Genomic DNA, 19,456 nt, shown 5'->3' with positions numbered 1-19,456 from the left:
TACAAGTTATATTCTATTCAAAATTTGAGATTTCATAGCAAAAAAGCTGCTCTAGCGTAGTTATATAACTATGCTAGAGCAGCTTTTTTATCGTTAAAAGTAACGTTTCTTCCAAAAAACAAAAGCTAACGTGAAAGATAGTGTTACACATATGATGAGTACAATTACAAAACCGTGGGCTTCCCCTTCAAACGGAACCTTTACGTTCATTCCAAAGAAACTAGAAACCATCGTCGGTAAAGATAAAATGATTGTAATTGACGTTAATAGTTTCATAACACTATTTAAATTATTTGATATAACGGAGCTAAAAGTATTCATCATTCCACTTAAAATGTGACTATATATTTCCGCCATTTCAATAGCCTGCTTATTTTCAATTAATACATCTTCTAATAAATCTTGATCGTCTTCATACATTTTTAAAAATGTACTATTACGCATTAACTTTTGAATTACAATTTTATTAGCCTTTAATGACGTTGTAAAGTATACTAAACTTTTCTCAAGGCCTAATAATGTGAAGATCTCTTTATTTTTCATTGACTGATTTAATTGATGCTCTAAATCAATTGTTTTTCGATTTATTTGCTTTAAGTATCTTAAATAATAAGTAGAAATCGTATATAAGAGCTGAAGTGCAAAGCGCGTCTTTTTAAACGTATAAAATTCTTTAATACGTTGATTAATAAAACGTTCAAAAATTGGATTCTCTTCTAAGCAGATTGTAACAAAACAATCCGGCATCACAATCATACCTATTGGAATCGTGTCATAAATCGAATTTCCTTCTTCGTCATGTCTAACTGTCGGAATATCCACGATAATTAAAGTATTATTGTCTTCCTTTTCAATACGAGAGCGTTCTTCATCATCCAAAGGGTCTTTAATGAAATCTAAGTCTACATTTAAAGTTTGTACTAGATATTGAATTTCTTCTTCTGTTGGATGAAGTACATTAATCCAGCACCCCTTTTGCATTTCCTCAATCTCTTGTAGTTTTCCGTTTCGGTCTGTTAAATATATATTTAACATACTATCACCCCGATTCTTTTTACATGTAGGAATCTACCTCTCTTAAATCACAGTTTTTAAACCGCCATTCTCAGCATATGAAACATACGTTTAAATTTCAATAGAAAAATTATTTTGAAAACGTTTTTATAGGAAAAATATTATAAAGTGAAACTTTAATCAGTGGGTGGCTTCATCCCCCACTGATTATTAGCCCTCACAAATCGGGCTTTTACGGGCTACCCGCCCCCAACCAAACTTCTTTTCTTTCACTGAATTTTGAGGTGAGGGTCTCACTGCCCGTTAAAGCGGGATAAACATAGAAAAAGACAGAGTGCTCTCTGCCTTAAAAGCTTATGTTGCCTTTATAACATATTTAGAAAGCATCCACAAGTTAAACCCGACTGAAATCGTATAGCCAGCGTATGTTGAAATGATAAAACTTACATAATCGAAATACGGAAGCAATACAATATTTAAAACTATCTTCACAATAATTCCAATCACTAGTCCTAGCACCGTCTTCTGCTGTTGATTGATTCCTTGTAGCATAGCAGCCGTTACTGTAAAAAGAGAAAATAGTATGCAAGCGGGAGCATAATACTGTAAAATGATTCTCCCCATCTCTGGATCATTTCCAGCACCGAATAAAAGAGTATATACAGGTTTGGCTAACACCATCATTCCAATTGCCGCCGGTACCGTAATTGCTACTACTAATACATTTGTTCTCGTAAAATGTTTGTACAATAGCTTCGTATTTCCTGCTGTGTAAGCTTTCGTCATCTCTGGTACGAGAGACATACTAAAAGCTGTCGCAACGGATACCGGGATAAGCACAACCATTTGAACAAGACCAATTATCGCATTAATTTTTTCCGCTTCTCCTTGCATATACCCTATTTGTATAAGTAGTTTATTAATTGTAAATGTATCAATCGTCTGATACAACGGAATTGCTAAGCCCACCACAACAAAAGGAATAGAATATGTAAAGAGCTCCTTATACAATGAGAAAAAAGATTTCGTTGTTTGTGGTATACTTTCCATCTCTTTTTTCTTTAAGTGCCTTCTCCTTCTTATATAATACGCACTTAAAACAGTTAATCCACCAACCGCTCCCATAAAGGCACCAAATGTTGAAATACCAACTGCTAGCGAGACAGATGCTTTTAAAATATATAAAACGACAAAGCTTCCTATTAAAATGGTTAAAACCCGAAAAAATTGCTCTACAACGACACTTAATGCAGAAGGCCCCATCGATTGGAATCCTTGAAAGAAGCCCCTTAATAAACTCATTACTGGCACAAGTATTAACGCAAAACTTACAATTCGAATATTAGTAGTAACCGCTCCTACACTATTCCCCGTTTGATCATTCCCATCGATGACAAGCTTAGCTAAATGCGGAGCTAGCATATATAACGTAAAACACGAAATGACTCCCATTATAAACATAAACACGATTCCACTTTTCAACACTCTCTTAACCGTATGATAATCATTCAGTTGATCATATTTTGATACCATTTTTGAAACTGCAAGTGGTAATCCCATTGTCGCAATGCTGAGCATAATGGTATAGGGACGATATGCATACGTGTATAAAACATACCCACTCGTACCGACCATTGCTGTAAATGGTATAACATATATAAATCCTAACATTTTTGATATCATCGTTGCCATCGTTAAAAATATAGTTCCACGTATAAACGGTGACCCTTTCATCACATTCCTCCGCTACGCTTTATTATTACACATTATGGACAACTCCTTTTTTTTAGAACCGGAAACAAATAAAAAAGCCAATGAAAAATCATTGACTTTAACGCGCAGCTTTTTTCTTTTTGAAATACTTTAAACCAAAGTATAGAGCAATAAAAAGAACAGCTCCTATAATTATGTAATGTGTGTAATCAGATGCATACTCTTTAATTTGTCGCCAATTCCCACCAAGTTTTTCACCTAAGTATATAAATAGAATTGACCACGGAATGATCGCTACAACCGTATAAAGTGTAAATAGTTTTAATGGCATCTTAGCTAGTCCTGCTGGAATAGAGATCGCATGACGTACTACTGGTATAAAGCGCGCAGAAAATATTACGCCTGCTCCATAACGTTTAAACCAACCTTCTGCTATGTCTAAATGATGTTTATTAATAAGTAGATATTTCCCGTATTTCTCTACAACCGGACGCCCTCCGTAGTATCCAAGCCAGTATAAAAAGATTTGTGCTAAAGTACCACCAATCGTTCCGGCGATAACTGCACCAACAAAACTAATTTTACCATTCGCTACTAAAAAGCCAGCATACGAAAGTACAATTTCACTTGGGATTACTTCAATCATTAAAGCAAGAGCTACTCCAAAGTAACCTAAGCTTGCAAAAAATTGCAATAACTGATCTATTATGTTTGCTAACATGTTCTTTTTTATCTCCTTTTTTCTTCACATACCATCCCATTATTACATAAAGGCTGCAATCTGCCAATATCTTCATTTTAACAATATGTACAATTCAAGCAGGATTAATCTATTAATTTCTCTTTCTGTGGGTCTTTCATGTAGGCAAACATCTCTTTAATTTGGTCTTCTGTATTTCTAGCAATTGATAAATTAGGCAATTCATTTTCACCAAAAAACTCCACCTCTTCTGTTTCAATGCTAGTTTTCTTTTCTCCACCAATAATCTCGCATCCAATGAAAATCTTATATACATGCGTCGCCGATGGAGATGGTTGATGTTTTTCTTTATCAAATATAGCTAGTAACTTAAAATGATCTACCTCATAACCAGTCTCTTCGAAAACTTCTTTTGCTGCAACTTCGGTTGGCGTATAACCGACATCAGCCCATCCACCTGGCAATGCCCATTTTCCATCGCTTTTTTCTTTCACAAATAATAACTTTTCATTTTGAAAAACAACCGCTCTTATATCAACTTTAGGTGTTTGATAGCCTGTCTCACTTGCAAATAATTTCTCTACGACTTCCCAATCTGTTTTCGTGTAATGTGACATCATTGAAATAGAAATATCTCGTAATTGCTGGAAACGCTCAATATCATACACATCCTTAGAATACGTTAAACCCGCTTGAGCTATAGATTGTATTTGTTTTACCCAATCAATCCATTTAATCGTCATATATCCGCATCCCCATTCTCTATCAAATATATTACTTCATTTTTATTGATACATCTTTATTATACAAAAAAAAGAGATTGATAACGTTTCAATCTCTTTCAAAATTAATCCAATTCATGTAAGTGGTCTTGTATATACTTTCTTCTTTTATTTATATATTCATAAATCATATCAGCCTCTTGATCAAATGTTTCTAATTTTTCTTTCATGTATGGATCTTGTAGTAAATATGGGCGAATCAATTCACACACCCCTTCTACTTTCGGCCTCATAAACGAAACTGTAAATTGATTTTCTAATATTTCTTCCAAAATACTTCGATACTGCTTTCTAAATACAGGTATGTCTAGCAATCTTGCACTTAACGTATTATACCCTTGAATGCGAATATACTCATGATTAAGTGGTCTCCCTTGTACATCTCGCCCCCAAGTCGCATCATAATCCCACGGTATAACTTCAAATAAATTTGTTTCATCGTTATGATATAGTGCATAGTTATGAACGAAACCATCAAAGTTTTGCGTAAAAATAACTCCTGCTAACCATCGTAAATATTTATCTACATGTAGAAACTTCCCAATTTCTTTTTCATAGGCTTCCCTCGTCAAAGTATTGGCTTGAAATACAAATTCACTCAGTTGTTCTTCACTATTTTTATTCGAATATTTAAATTCATAACCCGCAAAGAGCTCTGTCTTAACATCTTTATCTCGTTCACTCATTAATGAAAAATTCGCATCATCATCTATCGCATAATAAATAGAACCACTCGGTAATCCTCTATTTTTCAAAAAATTTTCATCAACCGATTCTAACTGTAAATACACACCTTGAATTTGACCATTAATTTTTATAAATACATGTTGTGATTTTGGCGAAAGTACACCAATATCATGAAAAAAATCTAAAGATAATTTATTTCGTATGAGAGACGGATCCATAAACTCCGAATTTAAATGAAACTCTTTCGCACCTTGAAATTTTTTAGGCTTATAAAACATAACATGATAAGACTTTTTCTCAAATTCGCGAATATGAGCCCCACGGTATACGATATCAATGTCATACTTCTTTTTTCCATAAGTTAATTTTGCCGGCACTGGACTATCTGACCAAATGTCCTTTTTCAATTCCACTAAGTACATTGGATGAACAAAAAAATCATATGAAGGCAACATGTTTTCTCATCCCTTCTCAGTTCTCTTCATTCAATGTATGCGCCTTGTCTTGTCCATACATCCGCAATCATCTATTTATATAAAATTACACTCTTGTCCTGTTCAGAAAGATGCCTACATACATATCATGTTAAGGAAAAAGAATACCTTTTCACTTTAATACATGATAAGGAGGATTTCTATGAAACGTGATATTAGAAAAGCTGTCGAAGAAATCAAAAGTGCTGGGATGGAGGATTTCTTACACCAAGATCCAAGTACTTTTGAATGCGATGATGATAAATTCACTCATCATCATTGTACAACTGGATGTAAATGTACAACTGGGGGTAAATGTACAACTGGGGGTAAATGTCCAAGAACAAGATGTACTCGCGTGAAACATTGTACGTTCGTTACAAAATGTACACATGTAAAAAAATGGACATTCGTTACGAAATGTACTCGTGTACGTGTTCAAAAATGGACGTTCGTTACGAAAGTAACGCGTAGAAAAGAATGCGTTTTAGTTACAAAACGTACTCGCAGAAAACATTGCACTTTCGTTACAAAATGCATACGCTTTGAAAAGAAATTTTTCTGGACAAAACGAAGTTTCTGTAAAAAATGCGAATTCTTCCCTAACAGACACGGTCACTCTTGCGATGATTCATGTGATCATGGTAAAGACTGTCACGATAGCGGACACAAATGGAATGATTGCAAAGGCGGACATAAATTCCCATCTTGCAAAAATAAGAAATTCGATCACTTCTGGTATAAAAAACGTAACTGCTAGTTTTTATACCACCCAAAAAAGGCCGTTTTGCGGCCTTTTTTACATTTATTGAAAGTGACTTATATCTGCAAATTGTTTCACTTTACCAATACCCTCTTCAAATTCTATTATGCTCAAACTGGCACTATGCATAAATGGATCATCCCACACATTTTCTATTTCAATTCCCGCGAAATGCCCTACAAGTAATTTTGCTGCTGCCGCATGAGAAACAATCAATATGTTTTGTCCTTTATGCCTCTCTAAAAGAAGCTGCATCCCTTCAATTACTCTTTCATAAACGGCCTCGAAATTTTCGCCTGATGTTGACTGAAAAAGATGTGGCTCATTCCAAAATAGATGTACTTCTTCTGGAAATTGCTTTTCTATATCCGCGATTGTTTGTCCTTCCCATATACCCATGTTGATTTCATAGAAATGCTCATCCGCTATAATGGGTATATCACGTTCCCCTTTTATTAACTCTGCCGTATGAAGTGTTCTTTCGCTCGGACTACTATAGATCGCATGGATTGGTAAATCTTTCATTCGATTCCCTAATTGTTTCGCCTGAACTATACCATTTTCAGTTAAAGCAGAATTTTTTCGTCCCTGCATTCGCTTCGCTACATTCCACTCTGTTTCACCATGCCTTGTTACATATATAGTTGTTTTCATTTCTTACTCCCCCTCACCATGTTGGTCGTAATTCCCACGGTTCAACTCTCCCTACAATCCACTCCGCTCGTTTACTTTCAATCCCTTTTATAACTCCAACAGCTATCTCTTCATGCGTAAGCCATCTTCCATATGTATCTTCTAAAATAAAACCTAAAATAATTCTATAATAAATACATCGCGTACTTCCTATTTTTTGTGCAGGCATACGTGATGCTTTACTACCTAAAATATGAAATAAACTATATGTTTTAGACGACAAATCTAGTTCTTTACAAATATTTGATAGTGCATGCTTTGCACTTGTGTGTACCCATGCAACAACTAATGTGATCGGGCCATTTTTCTTAATTGTACTTTTAATAGCTAGCTTTACATCTTCATCCTTATGATAATCTAACGAAAGGCATGTAATATTTTCTGGTGCAGAACTCATTCTCTTAACATTTTCTAAATTCACTTCATCTCGCCCGATAATAGAAACATAAAATCCTTTCTCACAAAGCCACATAGAAACTTTCTTTAGCATTCCTGTTCCACCAATTACAAGTGCATGCAAATGCTATCCCTCCCTAATAAAATGTCATATGAGGTTTCTCATCCCTATAATAATTTAAACGGTCTTGCAGTGTCCCTGAGTGAAACTCAAATTTATGACCGTCAGGATCAACAAAGTATATAGATTCACAATCTCTGATATCACGTTCTCTTCCTTGTAAAATATGAACATCATTTTCTTCTAATCGCTGTATTAAACATTTAAAGTCTTCTCGTTCAACAGAAAATGCAATGTGCGTATAGGATTGATGAATCTCATTTCTCGGAATATGCGTCTCTTCATTAAGCGCTATCCATACTCCACATATATTAAAATAAGCCAATTTTCTTCCTTTAACTAATAATTCTCCTTCTAATACTTTTTCATAAAACATAATAGAGTTTTCTAAATTAGATACCGAAAAACAAATATGATTGATTCCCCTTAACAACTATAATTCCTCCTTATACAAACAAAAGATGAGCGAAAATTCACTCATCTTTTATTATACTATTTTTTTGTAATATATGCCCATTTATAACTGAAGTCCCCACCAAACGTATGATTAGCAATACCTTTTACAAATGGCTTCTCTAAATAAGCTGTACTTTGTTGGTACGTAGGAGAAATTGCTGCGTCTTGACCAATTAAGATTTTTTCAGCTTCCGCAAGTGCATTCCAGCGTGCTTTATCATCTTTTAATAGCTCTCCTTTTGATTTCGCTACTAAATCATCATACTTCGGATTAGAATAATCCATTTCATTAAATGAGCTTCCAGTAACAAACATATCAATATAAGTCATTGGATCCGGATAATCAGGGCTCCATGCAGATAATGAGAATTCATATTGGAATTTCTTTTCTAAATCTAGCTTCTGCTTGTATGGTTGCTGTTTCAAATTCACTTTAATACCAGGCAAGTTTTTCTCTAGTTCTTCCTTAATAAAGTCGCCCACTTTTTTACGGCTACCGTTATCATCGTTTAGTAATTCAACCGTAATTGTATCTTGACCAAGCTCTTTCTTCGCTTCTTCCCATAATTTTTTTGCTTTCTCTGCATTATCTTTACTATCACGGAAGTTTTTATTTACAGAGCGGAAATCTTTTCCATCCGGACCTGTCGTAAATTTTTCAGGTACTAAGAAATATGCTGGCAATGAACCGTCATTTAAAATGACATCAGCAATTCCTTTTTTATCGTATGCTAAATCAATCGCTTCACGTACTTTTTGGTTTTTAAATGTTGCATTTTTTTGGTTAAAACGCAAGAAATATATGCGTGGATCTAACTTCGTTTTAAATTCATCTGGCTTATTCTTTTTATATTTATCAACAAATTCAGAAGTTAAAATAACTCGATCTGCTTGATCACTATCATATAAATTGACTCCTGTGCTTGTTTCCTTCACAATACTTACATTAATTTCGTCTAATTTTACAGTATCTTTATCCCAATAATTAGGATTTTTCTTCAACTGATAATTTTGTTCATGTTTCCATTGACTCATTGTAAATGGTCCATTATATAATAACTTATCTGCTTCTAATCCGTATTTATCTCCTTGCTCTTTCACATATTTTTCATTTAATGGGAAAAATGTAGGGAACGACGTAAGCTCAAGAAAATAAGGTGCTGGTTGCTCTAATTCTACTACCAACGTTTTATCATCCTTCGCTTTAACACCCAATTGATCTGCTGGTAATTCACCTTTATTTACTTTCTGTGCATTTTTCACATCAAATAAAATGAATGCATATTCTGCCGCTAATGCTTTATCTAATGTACGTTGCCATGCATATACAAAATCTTGTGCTCGAACTGGATCACCATTTGACCATTTCGCATCACGTAATTCAAATGTATATGTCTTTTTATCTTCACTAATCTTCACATCTTTTGCCATACCTGGTGTTGGTTTATTATCTTTATCTAGACGATATAAACCTTCCATTGCATTTACAAATACACGGAAAGATACAGAATCCGTTGATTTAGATGTATCCATTGAAGGAATTTCAGCTGTTTCTAGTAAATTTAAAACTTGTTTATCTGCCATTCCCTTATTCGATTCTTTCTTCGTTGTCGAAGCCTTCTCACCATTCCCACATCCCGCAACCAATACACTCGTCGTTAATGCAAGTGCAGCAATTGTTGTTGTCTTTCTCTTCATTCTTCCTTCCCCCAATCTATATGTATAAGTTAAATCCTATTTAATATATTTTATTATACAAAAGATTCTGATTATTTTAAATATTTATTTTTACAAACATAGAAAAAAGCGGTTAGAAATTTCTTTCCAACCGATTTTTTAAATAGCATTTACTTGTAATCCATCCTCTATATCAAATGGATTTTGAACTTTAAATATTTCTTCCATCAGCTTCAAAAACTCTTCTTCAGTTTTAGATTCACCATTAACCATAAGTGAGTATGGTTCCACTTCACCTAATTTATAATCGACAACAAATTGAATCTTCACCTTTTGTCTTGGCGTTCCGGTGTTATATCCTTGGAATTCTACTAATTCTAACCCTTCCGTTCCACGATAATATATCCAACCTGAATTTTGAAAATAATTTTCGAAAGATTCACCTATTGAAAAGAAAGGATATTCATAAAGCGAGCTGGTACGAACCTTTTGAATAACGTCTCGATCAGTCGGAAAAAAGAAATGACTAAAAAATATGCTAGCAACTGCTAAAATAGTAACAATTGTCGCTCCCATTTTGCTCGTTCCGCCACTATCATTGATTAGATAGTTTTCAACTGATTTATCTTTTATTTCTCTTGCTTTTATTCGGTATATACGTCTTTCCGCAAATTGATAGTATAATCCATTTGCAAAAATCCCCATTCCAAACAGAATAAAAATGAGTAATAAAAACGTCAGAGGCACCATATTAATGATTGGCAACGCTACATTAAATCCCATATAGTACGAAAATGCATCACAAGCTACTAATAACAGCATAAATAAAGCAGCTGGTATATAATATTTACGATATCCTAGCCAGCCTATATTGAAAATAGCAGCCCAACCATTCCAGCTCCACCTAGCAATCCGCTTATTCTCAAGCTCCCATTTCCTTTGATAATACGGATATTGTCTCCCTACATATACTTCCAGTTCTTTATCTATTAACGAGCTACCTTCATCTTGTTCATTATCCAAGTTTCGCTGACAACTTGCACAATTTAACTGTTCCTCCTCGCAAGGTTGCCCACAATTTATACATTTCAAAACAATCCCTCTTCCCATCCATACGTCATTTCAAAATACCTTCGTGTTTTAATAACCACTCTTTCCTCCATAAACCACCAGCATATCCAACAAGCTTTCCACTCTTTCCTATTACACGGTGACATGGAACAATTATTGAAATTGGATTCCGACTATTCGCCCCTCCTATTGCCCGTACAGCTTTTATATTTCCAACTTTCTCTGCAATATCTAAATATGAAGCACTTACGCCGTATGGAATAGTATAAAGTGCATCCCATACATTTTTTTGAAATGCTGTTCCCTCTGCAGACAGCGGGACCGTAAACTCTTTTCTTTTCCCTTTAAAATATTCATCTAACTCATTTATACATTGTTCTATCATTTCATTTTTATTTTCTTCTTGTCGTTCATCAACAAATATAACAGACGTAATTCCTTCTTGATTCGCTGTAATTTCAAGCAAACCTACTTCGCTCTCATAATAAGCCTGGTACATATGCCATCCTCCAATTCAGTTCATATTAGTCATTGTAACACGAATATACAAAATTTTTCGTATAAGCGTTTTATTAGAGAAACAAAAAAGAGAATGGTAAAATATAAGAAAATTCAATCAAGGAGGCTATTTGATGAATTCCAAGCTTTTTTCACCTTATACAATTAAGAACGTTACACTAAAAAATCGTATCGTTATGTCGCCTATGTGTATGTATTCATCAGGGAGTGAGGATGGCAGCGTTACGAATTTTCATCTCATTCATTATGGAACTCGCGCTGCTGGCCAAGTAGGTTTAGTTATGGTTGAAGCAACTGCGGTGTTAGCTGAAGGACGAATTTCTAACAAAGACTTGGGCATTTGGGATGACAACCTAATTGAAGGCTTACATAAAACGACTACTTTTATACATGATAACGGTGCAAAAGCTGCCATTCAACTCGCTCACGCCGGAAGAAAAGCTGAATTAGATACGAATGCTTTCGCTCCTTCTGCAATTCCTTTTAATGATACGATGAAAATACCAGTAGAAATGAATATACAACAAATCAAAGAGACTATATTAGCTTTTCAGAAGGCCGCGTTACGTTCAAAACAAGCCGGATTTGATGTTATCGAGCTACATGGCGCTCACGGTTACCTTATCAATGAATTCCTATCACCACTTACTAATAAACGAACGGATGAATACGGCGGCTCACCTGAAAACCGTTATCGTTTCTTACGCGAAATCATCGACTCTGTAAATGAAGTTTGGGACGGACCAATATTCGTTCGTATTTCAGCAAATGATTATCATCCTGACGGGCTAACAGTTCAAGATTATGTTCAGTATACAAAGTGGATGAAAGAACAGGGAATAGATTTAATCGATTGTAGTTCTGGTGCAGTTGTACCAGCACATATTGATGTGTATCCTGGTTACCAAGTACAATACGCCAAACATATTAAAGAGCATACTAAGATTGCAACTGGTGCAGTTGGATTGATTACGACTGGGTCACAAGCAGAGCAAATTTTAAATAATAACGAAGCAGATTTAATTTTCATCGGACGTGAATTACTTCGCAATCCGTACTTCCCAAGAATAGCGGCCAATGAACTTGGCTTTGAATTGCAAGAACCTCACCAATATAAGCGAGCACCAGGAAAAATTCATACGAATAAATAAAACCGAGAAGTCATTCTTCTCGGTTTTATTTATTCTATCGTTGTAATTTCATTTGAATTATAAGTATGGATACCCGATTCTTCTCGCAGCGCGGTTATATACATACCTTTCGCCACATCTTTAGCTGAAATTGGTTTATACTTTTTGAAAGCCCCTTTAAAAATAAAAGGAATAATACGAGATAACTTTTCAGCCATTCGTTCGCCGAAACGAAATTCTTGTCGGTTTCCTACTAATAATGATGGTCTAAAAATGTGAATACCACCAATCACTAACTTTTGCAATTCTTCTTCCATTTTTCCTTTCACTTGTGAATAAAAGAAAAATGATTTAGGATTCGCTCCCATAGAAGACACAACAAGGAAATTTTGCACCCCTTGTTTTTCAGCTAAACAAGCAGCTCGTAACGTATATTCATAATCTACTTTTTTAAAATTTGCTTTTGTTTTTGCTTTTTTTATTGTTGTTCCTAAGCAACTAAAAACATCATCCACAGCAAAGAACTCTTTATATTCCTCTAATACCGAAAAATCAACTTGTTTCTGCTGTAACTTCTCATGTTGCAATTGCATTGGCTCTCTTACAAAAATAGTAACCGAATCGTAGTAATCTGATTCAAGTAATAGACGCGTTATCTCTTGTCCAACTAAACCACTTGCACCAAGTATTAACGCTGTTCGCTTATTCATATATGCATATACCTCTTATTTTACTTTTCTCTCCTTCAGTAAAATACAACCTTTAGGAGTTTCCTGCTCTTATTTTACCACAAGTAAAACACTATGCGTACGCATAGTGCTTTACTCACTCTTTTTTCTCATCTCTCTCTTGTAATTTCGTTATTGTTGTAGCGTCCCCTAAATTACTTATTAATCTTCTTAAAAAAATTAATACGAAAGATAATGGCAATACTACCGCTAATATTAATAAAATAGCTTCCATTAAGTAACCCAAGCGCTCATCCCCCTCTTTACCTCCTTTTCAATATATGAAAACAGCGTTGTCACATATGCATGCATTTGCAAAAATAATACACCTATATTTGACAACTTTATAACAAAAACAAATCGGAATGATTATTATTTATTGCAACTTTATTAAAGATGTATTATACTAAGTTCGCAAACTAAAACGTAATTATTCCGTTTTGTATTAAAATGATATTTTTCTTCTATAATTGGGGAAAATATATCCGTAAAAAAGAAAAGAGGAGAACTTCATGCCTAAAAGATTGACTATATTTTCATTCTTACTTATTTTTACCTTAATTTTCGCTGGATGCTCAAATAAAAAAGAAAGTAATGCCAAGAAAGATGGAAAGCTAACAGTTTATACAACGATTTTCCCACTTGCTGATTTCGCAAAGAAAATCGGTGGCGACTATGTAAATGTTGAAGCAATTTACCCACCTGGTGCAGATTCACATACATTTGAACCAAGTCAAAAACAAACAGTACAAGTTGCAAAAGCCAATTTATTCGTTTATAACGGCGCTGAATTAGAACCATTTGCTGAAAAAATGGAAAAAACATTACAAAAAGAAAATGTTAAAATTGTAAATGCATCTAAAGGTATTGAGCTTCGTGCTTCTACTGAAGAAGAGCATCATGATCATGGAGATGGCCATAAAGAAGATGAACATCATCACGATAAAGACCCACATGTTTGGTTAGATCCTACTCTAGCAATGAAACAGGCAGAAAAAATTAAAAATGCACTTGTAGAATTACAACCTGAACATAAAAAAGAATTCGAAAAAAACTTTGCAGCACTTCAAACTAAATTTACTGATTTAGACGATCAATTTAAGGCAGCTGTAGCGAACGCAAAAACGAAAGAAATTTTAGTTTCTCATGCTGCCTATGGTTACTGGGAACAACGATACGGCCTAAAACAAATTCCTATCGCTGGAATTTCAGCTTCTGATGAACCATCTCAAAAACAGCTTGCTGACATTACAAAAACAGTAAAAGAACATAATCTAAAATATATTTTATTCGAAACTTTCTCTACTCCAAAAGTAGCATCTGTTATTCAAAAAGAAACTGGTACAAAAGTTTTACGCTTAAATCACTTAGCTACTGTTTCTGAAGATGATGCAAAAAATAATAAAGATTACTTCACTTTAATGGAAGAAAACGTAAACACATTGAAAGAAGCAACAAACTAATCCATTATATTTTCTAGGCAGCTGAATCTAGTATTCAGCTGCCTTTTTATGTATTTATCCTTGACTTGACCAAAATAACAAGTAAAATTATCCATATTAGCTTTAAAGCTATATTAATTTAGAAGGTGAGTTGGAATTATGAATCTTCACATTTGTGAAGTAACAGCAAAAAATTGGCGTTCAGTAGTTGCTTTAGACGTCGCAAAAGATCAGCAACAATTTATTGAAAGTAACGCGTTTTCTTTAGCAGAATCATTATATGAAGGAAACGGAACGTCAGTAGGTTTATATGATGGAGAAACACTTGTAGGTTATGCAATGTATGGATGGTATTCAGTAAAACATAAAAGTGTATGGCTCGATCGCTTTATGATTGACCAACAATATCAAGGAAAAGGATACGCGAAACGTTTCCTTCGCTTACTCATTCAATTCTTACAAGAAAAATTTGAATGCAAAATAATTTACTTAAGTTTACATCCAGACAACAAACTTGCAATGGGACTGTATGAATCATTTGGTTTCCGCTTAAATGGTGATATTGATGATGAAGGTCCAGTTGTGGGTGTTGTAATGGAGTTACTAATAGACGAAAATACAAGCCTGTGAAAACAGGCTTTTTATTATACATGTATCAATTTTTAGTTTCTTTCCCTTATTTAATTCTGTTTTGCAATCTAATAGAATGCTTATAAAAAATAAGCCTGCGATTTACACAGACTTATTTCACACACTCCTCGAAATGTTCTTGGAACCACTCTTTATTAATATCTCTTCCAATAAAAACTACTTCACTTACTCGCTCTTCGCCCTCTTGCCACTCTCTATCGTACGAAGCAGCAAATAACGTATGTACACCTTGGAAAACGATACGTTTATCTACTCCATCTATCGATAAAATTCCTTTGTAACGATATAAATATTCCCCTAGCTCTTGAACGACAGCTGACATCCACTCATTAAGCTTTTGTAAATCCAGCGGACGTTCTTCACGTAATACAAATGATTTCACACCTTCTAAGTGGTTATGTTCTTTATGAGGGTAAATTTGCAACGTATCTTTCGTTTTAAACGTTTGGATTTGTAATAAAGATGGTATATCTACCTCACAGTTAGTCGCCTCAATTAACTTTGCAGTCGGGTTAATTCCTTGAAGTTCATGCAAAAGATTTTCTTTCTCACTCTCTTCAATTAAGTCTAATTTATTTACTAAAACGACATCAGCAAACGCAATTTGCTCTTTTGCTTCTAATCCTTTTTCAAAATGTTTATGTATATGATAACTATCTACCACCGTTACAACACCATTAATTTGGTATGCAGATTGAATGACTGGATCTAAAAAGAATGTTTGAATAATCGGCCCTGGATTTGCAAGGCCAGTCGTTTCAATTACTAAACCATCAAAATCCATTTTCCCTTCCGCTTTTACGTCCAGTAACTGTTTTAAAGCAACGAGTAAATCTTCACGTACAGTACAGCATAAACAGCCATTTGTCATTTCCATAATTTCTTCTTCCACATTCATAATCAACTGATTATCAATGCCAATTTGCCCTATTTCATTTACAATCACCGCTAATTTCTTACCGTGATTTTCTGATAAAATACGATTTAATAATGTCGTTTTCCCAGATCCAAGAAAACCAGTTAATATTGTTACTGGAATCATTTCGTACATCTCCTTCTAGCTATATGTTTCTACATTATAGCATATGAACACTCCCCCACTTAGCAAATCTTGAAGTGGGGGTTTCTAACGTTTCGACCTAACGGACGATTAACGTCAGGGGAGTTAACACATTAGCGAGCTTGTTTCACGCCTAACCCCTCTATCCCATTTGTCCATGCATTTGGGATTACCTTTCGTAAAATGTTAGCCGCAGCATTTACATCTGCATTAATTAAAGTTTTATTTGCTGAACGATATATGCCGCGCTCTATTCGTTTTCCTGAAAAAGTTGTATTTTGGTCATTTTCTCCATACGTTGGAATGAAGTCGTTATCCAGAAAACTTGCTTTCGATGTATATGATTCTTCAGTTACAACAACTTGAATGCCTACAGCATTTGCTTTGTATGTAATCATTTGAATCAATAAACTATGTGGGATATGACAAAACGTTTGGTTATTTCTTTTTCCCATATTCGTTTCTTGTTTCCAACTTTTGTTTTGACCAATAACAATTTTACAAACTTCTTCTTCTTGAGCTAGTTTTACGATATGGTGACTAACTTTATGGAAGACGTCTTTTATTTTCAAGTAACGTTTTTGATGAAGTTTTTCTATCCTTTTAGAAGTAAAAGGCCCTTCATTCGTTTGTTTTCCATTTCTAAGAACGCTTGTAAAATGACTCTTCATTTTGTTGTAATATTGATTTATGCTTTTGACATGTTTGCCCTTAACAAGGACAGGTTTCATACCTGTGTTTGTTACGATGGTTGCAAGGTTATCAATCCCTAAATCAATACTCATATAACGAGCATTCTCTTCAATCATTTGTTGTTCAGAAGGAACATCAATTACCAATTCCACTACATATTCATTGTATTTTGGAATCACACGAACTTGTTTCAGTTTACCCTCAGTGAAACCTAGTTTCCCAATATTTAATTGCAATTTCGTCTTTGGAAACTTTAAAAATCTATCGTTTTTAATGATGCAATCTTGATTTGTATACAGAATCTCTTTTTCAGAAGAACGAATATACTTTGGAATTCTAGGCGATTCAGCATATTTGTTTGGATTCTTTTTATAGTCTTTTAAACTAGCAAAAAAAGATTTCCAATTTTGGAACAAACCTTTCATGATTGACTGGCTACATTGCGTAGGCAAAGCTCGATAATCATTTTGAATCATAGCCTTAAATAGTGCATCTAGAAAGTTGTAATCTACATAAGGTTTTTCAAAATTAGGTTCTGAAAACAAATTACATGTAATCTCTTTCTGTTCTTCTTTAGGCTTTAATTTCTCTTTTTCCAATTTCTTCTGATAGGCAAGACGTTGTGTGTCATTCATCTTACCAATATTTTTATGAATATGATCCAGAACTTCTTTTTGCAAAGGCTGCAACTCTTTTTCTTGCGTTAATCCAGTGTACACCTGGCGTATATAAAAGTTTGTGGTGTTGTACATGTTCTTAGCGTTATGACAACATTCTTGAAAATAAGAATACATACGATGCCCTTTTTTAATCCAGATTTGAAGAGTTTTATAGTTTGATGGATTTTCCTTTGTCATTTTATTCACCTCCTGTTAAGGATATTATAGTAAAAACGGAACATACGTTTCTGTTTTTTTGCTTGAAAATAAAATATTTCTTTCGATTCACCTCACCACCTTCATTTACGTTTAGAGGTGGGAGTCCTCTCGAAAGGCATGATAGAAAAAATCGTTTTTATAGCAAAACATATTTATTGTTTGTACACCTAATTAACTATATAATAATATGTAGTAAGAAAGCCTTTTCAAAACATTATTATTCATCAAGGGGGTACTTATAATGGAGCGAGTTCAAATGGCTGAAACGCTAGAATTTTCTCGTATTATTCAAGGATTTTGGCGTTTAGCAGAATGGAATATGACAAAACAAGAATTACTTTCTTTCATTGAAGATTGTATGGATATGGGAATTACTACTTTTGATCACGCTGATATTTACGGCGGATATACGTGTGAAGGGTTATTTGGCGAAGCTTTACAATTAAAGCCTTCCTTACGAGAAAACATGCAAATTATTACAAAGTGTGGAATCGCTCCCCCATCACCGAAATTTCCAGAGCGATATGTTGCTCACTACAATACTAGTGCAGAGCATATTATGCAAAGTGTAGAAGCATCACTTAAAAATTTACATACAAATTATATTGACGTATTACTTATTCATCGTCCCGATCCTTTTATGGATCCAAATGAAGTGGCAAAAGCATTTACACAATTAAAACAAGAAGGAAAAGTTCGTCACTTCGGTGTATCTAACTTCTTACCTTCACAATTTAATATGTTAAGTTCGTACTTAGATTTTCCACTTATTACGAACCAAATTGAAGTTTCTGCATTGCAGCTTGAGCATTTTGAAAAAGGAACAATTGACTTATGCCAAGAAAAACGAATCAATCCAATGATTTGGTCACCTCTTGCTGGTGGTGAGATCTTTACTGGTCAATCAGAACGTGCTGTACGTGTACGCGAAACTGTGCAAAAAGTTGCTACTGAGCTAGGTGTTTCTAGTATCGATACGGTTATGTATGCTTGGTTACTTGCTCATCCAACTAATATGATGCCAATCGTTGGCTCTGGTAAATTAGATCGCGTAAAAACTGCCGCTCTTGCTACAAAAGTTAACTTAGACCGTCAACAATGGTTTACAATTTTCGAAAGCTCTAACGGACATCCTGTACCATAATGCATAAAAAGAAGAGCTGTTTTCTTACAGCTCTTCTTTTTCATATGTATTTCTAGTCATGGCAAATACACACATATCCCTTAATCCGTTTCCATCTACCGCAACACTCGCACTTTCTAACGTACCTTCTAACTTAAAGCCTAATTTCTCAGGTATCGCTCTACTCTTTTTATTTAAAGAATCACAACGAATTTCTACACGGTTTGCTTTCAATTCAGAAAAAGCGTAATCCGTTATACCTTTCGCAGCCTCTACCATATAGCCTTTTCCGCTAAACCTTGTATCAATCCAATATCCGATTTCAAATTGAGGTATATCCCAATTAATACGATGTAATCCGGCTGAAGCAATAAATTCACCTGTTTCTTTCGAAAACACTAGTAATCTTAAATCCTCACGTTGCAAAAATTGAATATGTGATTTTCTAATACTTTCTTCTATTTCTTGCTCTGTTTGCTCTTTTTGTGCAAACACCATCCAAGGTTTTAGTTCTTCTATTGAAGCCTGAATTGCATCATATACAACTTTACCATCTCCTGGTTTCGGCATTCGAATAAAAAGCCTGTCAGTATAAAATTCAGAAGGAAAATCGAATAATAACGGATTCACTGTAAACACTCCCCATAATTCTTTTATATATAATAATATCCATCTCAAGTTATATA

Annotated in this window: 20 protein-coding genes and 1 pseudogene; 5 read left to right on the top strand and 16 right to left on the bottom strand. The window is 34.3% G+C overall.

The genetic code is table 11. From position 1 onward, the window contains the following. Positions 1–93: 93 nt before the first annotated feature. The 5 genes from N2V79_RS10125 to cotH all read right to left on the bottom strand — a co-directional run bounded on the left by N2V79_RS10125 (position 94) and on the right by cotH (position 5,351). Positions 94–1,035, bottom strand: a complete 942-nt coding sequence (locus tag N2V79_RS10125; protein ID WP_000932389.1) for a magnesium transporter CorA family protein — start codon at positions 1,033–1,035, stop codon at positions 94–96. A gap of 333 nt (positions 1,036–1,368) precedes the next feature. Then, on the bottom strand, positions 1,369–2,748 hold the full coding sequence (locus tag N2V79_RS10120; protein WP_078401162.1) for a putative polysaccharide biosynthesis protein: 1,380 nt from the start codon (positions 2,746–2,748) through the stop codon (positions 1,369–1,371). Between the two features lie 97 nt (positions 2,749–2,845). Further along, positions 2,846–3,448 (bottom strand): DedA family protein, encoded by a 603-nt coding sequence (locus tag N2V79_RS10115; protein ID WP_000880691.1) that lies wholly within the window; start codon positions 3,446–3,448, stop codon positions 2,846–2,848. Positions 3,449–3,552: 104 nt separating this feature from the next. Then, the gene (locus N2V79_RS10110; RefSeq protein ID WP_000153584.1) at positions 3,553–4,170 is read right to left on the bottom strand and encodes an NUDIX hydrolase N-terminal domain-containing protein; all 618 of its coding nucleotides are present in this window, start codon (positions 4,168–4,170) and stop codon (positions 3,553–3,555) included. 104 nt (positions 4,171–4,274) lie between these two features. After that, on the bottom strand, positions 4,275–5,351 hold the full coding sequence (gene cotH / locus N2V79_RS10105; protein ID WP_340719820.1) for a spore coat protein CotH: 1,077 nt from the start codon (positions 5,349–5,351) through the stop codon (positions 4,275–4,277). Between the two features lie 181 nt (positions 5,352–5,532). Here cotH and exsB point away from each other — a divergent pair, with 181 nt between their 5' ends. Continuing rightward, positions 5,533–6,129: an exosporium protein ExsB gene (gene exsB / locus N2V79_RS10100; protein WP_254488687.1), complete on the top strand. Its 597-nt coding sequence runs from the start codon at positions 5,533–5,535 to the stop codon at positions 6,127–6,129. Between the two features lie 45 nt (positions 6,130–6,174). Here exsB and N2V79_RS10095 read toward each other — a convergent pair whose 3' ends face one another. The 6 genes from N2V79_RS10095 to N2V79_RS10070 form a co-directional block, all read right to left on the bottom strand. Beyond that, positions 6,175–6,786, bottom strand: a complete 612-nt coding sequence (locus N2V79_RS10095) for a phosphoserine phosphatase 1 (RefSeq protein ID WP_053564690.1) — start codon at positions 6,784–6,786, stop codon at positions 6,175–6,177. Between the two features lie 13 nt (positions 6,787–6,799). Further along, entirely contained in the window at positions 6,800–7,345 is a 546-nt protein-coding gene (locus N2V79_RS10090; RefSeq protein WP_053564691.1) for a short-chain dehydrogenase, read from the bottom strand. A 13-nt stretch (positions 7,346–7,358) separates the two neighbouring features. Beyond that, positions 7,359–7,775, bottom strand: a complete 417-nt coding sequence (gene fosB / locus N2V79_RS10085; protein WP_053564692.1) for a FosBx1 family fosfomycin resistance bacillithiol transferase — start codon at positions 7,773–7,775, stop codon at positions 7,359–7,361. 59 nt (positions 7,776–7,834) lie between these two features. Then, complete coding sequence (locus N2V79_RS10080) at positions 7,835–9,496, bottom strand: peptide ABC transporter substrate-binding protein (RefSeq protein WP_000824276.1); 1,662 nt, start codon at positions 9,494–9,496, stop codon at positions 7,835–7,837. 138 nt (positions 9,497–9,634) lie between these two features. Further along, entirely contained in the window at positions 9,635–10,585 is a 951-nt protein-coding gene (locus N2V79_RS10075) for a DUF2628 domain-containing protein (protein WP_075720181.1), read from the bottom strand. Between the two features lie 7 nt (positions 10,586–10,592). After that, complete coding sequence (locus tag N2V79_RS10070; RefSeq protein ID WP_000283912.1) at positions 10,593–11,045, bottom strand: methylated-DNA--[protein]-cysteine S-methyltransferase; 453 nt, start codon at positions 11,043–11,045, stop codon at positions 10,593–10,595. A 133-nt stretch (positions 11,046–11,178) separates the two neighbouring features. Here N2V79_RS10070 and namA point away from each other — a divergent pair, with 133 nt between their 5' ends. Then, positions 11,179–12,216, top strand: a complete 1,038-nt coding sequence (namA, locus tag N2V79_RS10065; protein WP_053564694.1) for an NADPH dehydrogenase NamA — start codon at positions 11,179–11,181, stop codon at positions 12,214–12,216. A 29-nt stretch (positions 12,217–12,245) separates the two neighbouring features. Here the strand turns inward: namA and N2V79_RS10060 are convergent, their stop codons facing one another. Together N2V79_RS10060 and N2V79_RS10055 are read right to left on the bottom strand one after the other, a co-directional pair. After that, the gene (locus N2V79_RS10060; RefSeq protein WP_001042736.1) at positions 12,246–12,905 is read right to left on the bottom strand and encodes an oxidoreductase; all 660 of its coding nucleotides are present in this window, start codon (positions 12,903–12,905) and stop codon (positions 12,246–12,248) included. A gap of 115 nt (positions 12,906–13,020) precedes the next feature. Then, positions 13,021–13,170, bottom strand: coding sequence for a hypothetical protein (locus N2V79_RS10055; RefSeq protein ID WP_000540932.1), 150 nt, complete (start codon positions 13,168–13,170; stop codon positions 13,021–13,023). 265 nt (positions 13,171–13,435) lie between these two features. Between N2V79_RS10055 and N2V79_RS10050 the strand changes: the two genes are divergently transcribed. Both N2V79_RS10050 and N2V79_RS10045 read left to right on the top strand, forming a co-directional pair. After that, positions 13,436–14,386 carry a metal ABC transporter substrate-binding protein gene (locus tag N2V79_RS10050; protein ID WP_001126154.1) on the top strand — a complete coding sequence of 317 codons (951 nt, stop codon included), beginning with the start codon at positions 13,436–13,438 and terminating at the stop codon, positions 14,384–14,386. 138 nt (positions 14,387–14,524) lie between these two features. Further along, on the top strand, positions 14,525–14,995 hold the full coding sequence (locus tag N2V79_RS10045; protein WP_001048677.1) for a GNAT family N-acetyltransferase: 471 nt from the start codon (positions 14,525–14,527) through the stop codon (positions 14,993–14,995). Between the two features lie 112 nt (positions 14,996–15,107). On the opposite strand, the gene N2V79_RS10040 is transcribed toward N2V79_RS10045, so the two are convergent. Then, positions 15,108–16,058, bottom strand: coding sequence for a CobW family GTP-binding protein (locus tag N2V79_RS10040; RefSeq protein WP_053564697.1), 951 nt, complete (start codon positions 16,056–16,058; stop codon positions 15,108–15,110). A 97-nt stretch (positions 16,059–16,155) separates the two neighbouring features. After that, positions 16,156–17,626 (bottom strand): annotated as a pseudogene (locus N2V79_RS10035) (RNA-guided endonuclease InsQ/TnpB family protein). A 262-nt stretch (positions 17,627–17,888) separates the two neighbouring features. Here N2V79_RS10035 and N2V79_RS10030 point away from each other — a divergent pair. Further along, positions 17,889–18,791, top strand: coding sequence for an aldo/keto reductase (locus tag N2V79_RS10030; RefSeq protein ID WP_069355452.1), 903 nt, complete (start codon positions 17,889–17,891; stop codon positions 18,789–18,791). Between the two features lie 24 nt (positions 18,792–18,815). On the opposite strand, the gene N2V79_RS10025 is transcribed toward N2V79_RS10030, so the two are convergent. Then, positions 18,816–19,400 carry a GNAT family N-acetyltransferase gene (locus N2V79_RS10025; RefSeq protein ID WP_088025267.1) on the bottom strand — a complete coding sequence of 195 codons (585 nt, stop codon included), beginning with the start codon at positions 19,398–19,400 and terminating at the stop codon, positions 18,816–18,818. Between the last annotated feature and the right edge of the window lie 56 nt (positions 19,401–19,456).

The organism is Bacillus sp. CH_70, from assembly GCF_038007045.1.
Taxonomy (GTDB): Bacteria; Bacillota; Bacilli; order Bacillales; family Bacillaceae_G; genus Bacillus_A; species Bacillus_A cereus.
The sequence above is the reverse complement of the archived record's forward strand: the minus strand, read 5'-3'. Positions and strand labels throughout refer to the sequence as shown.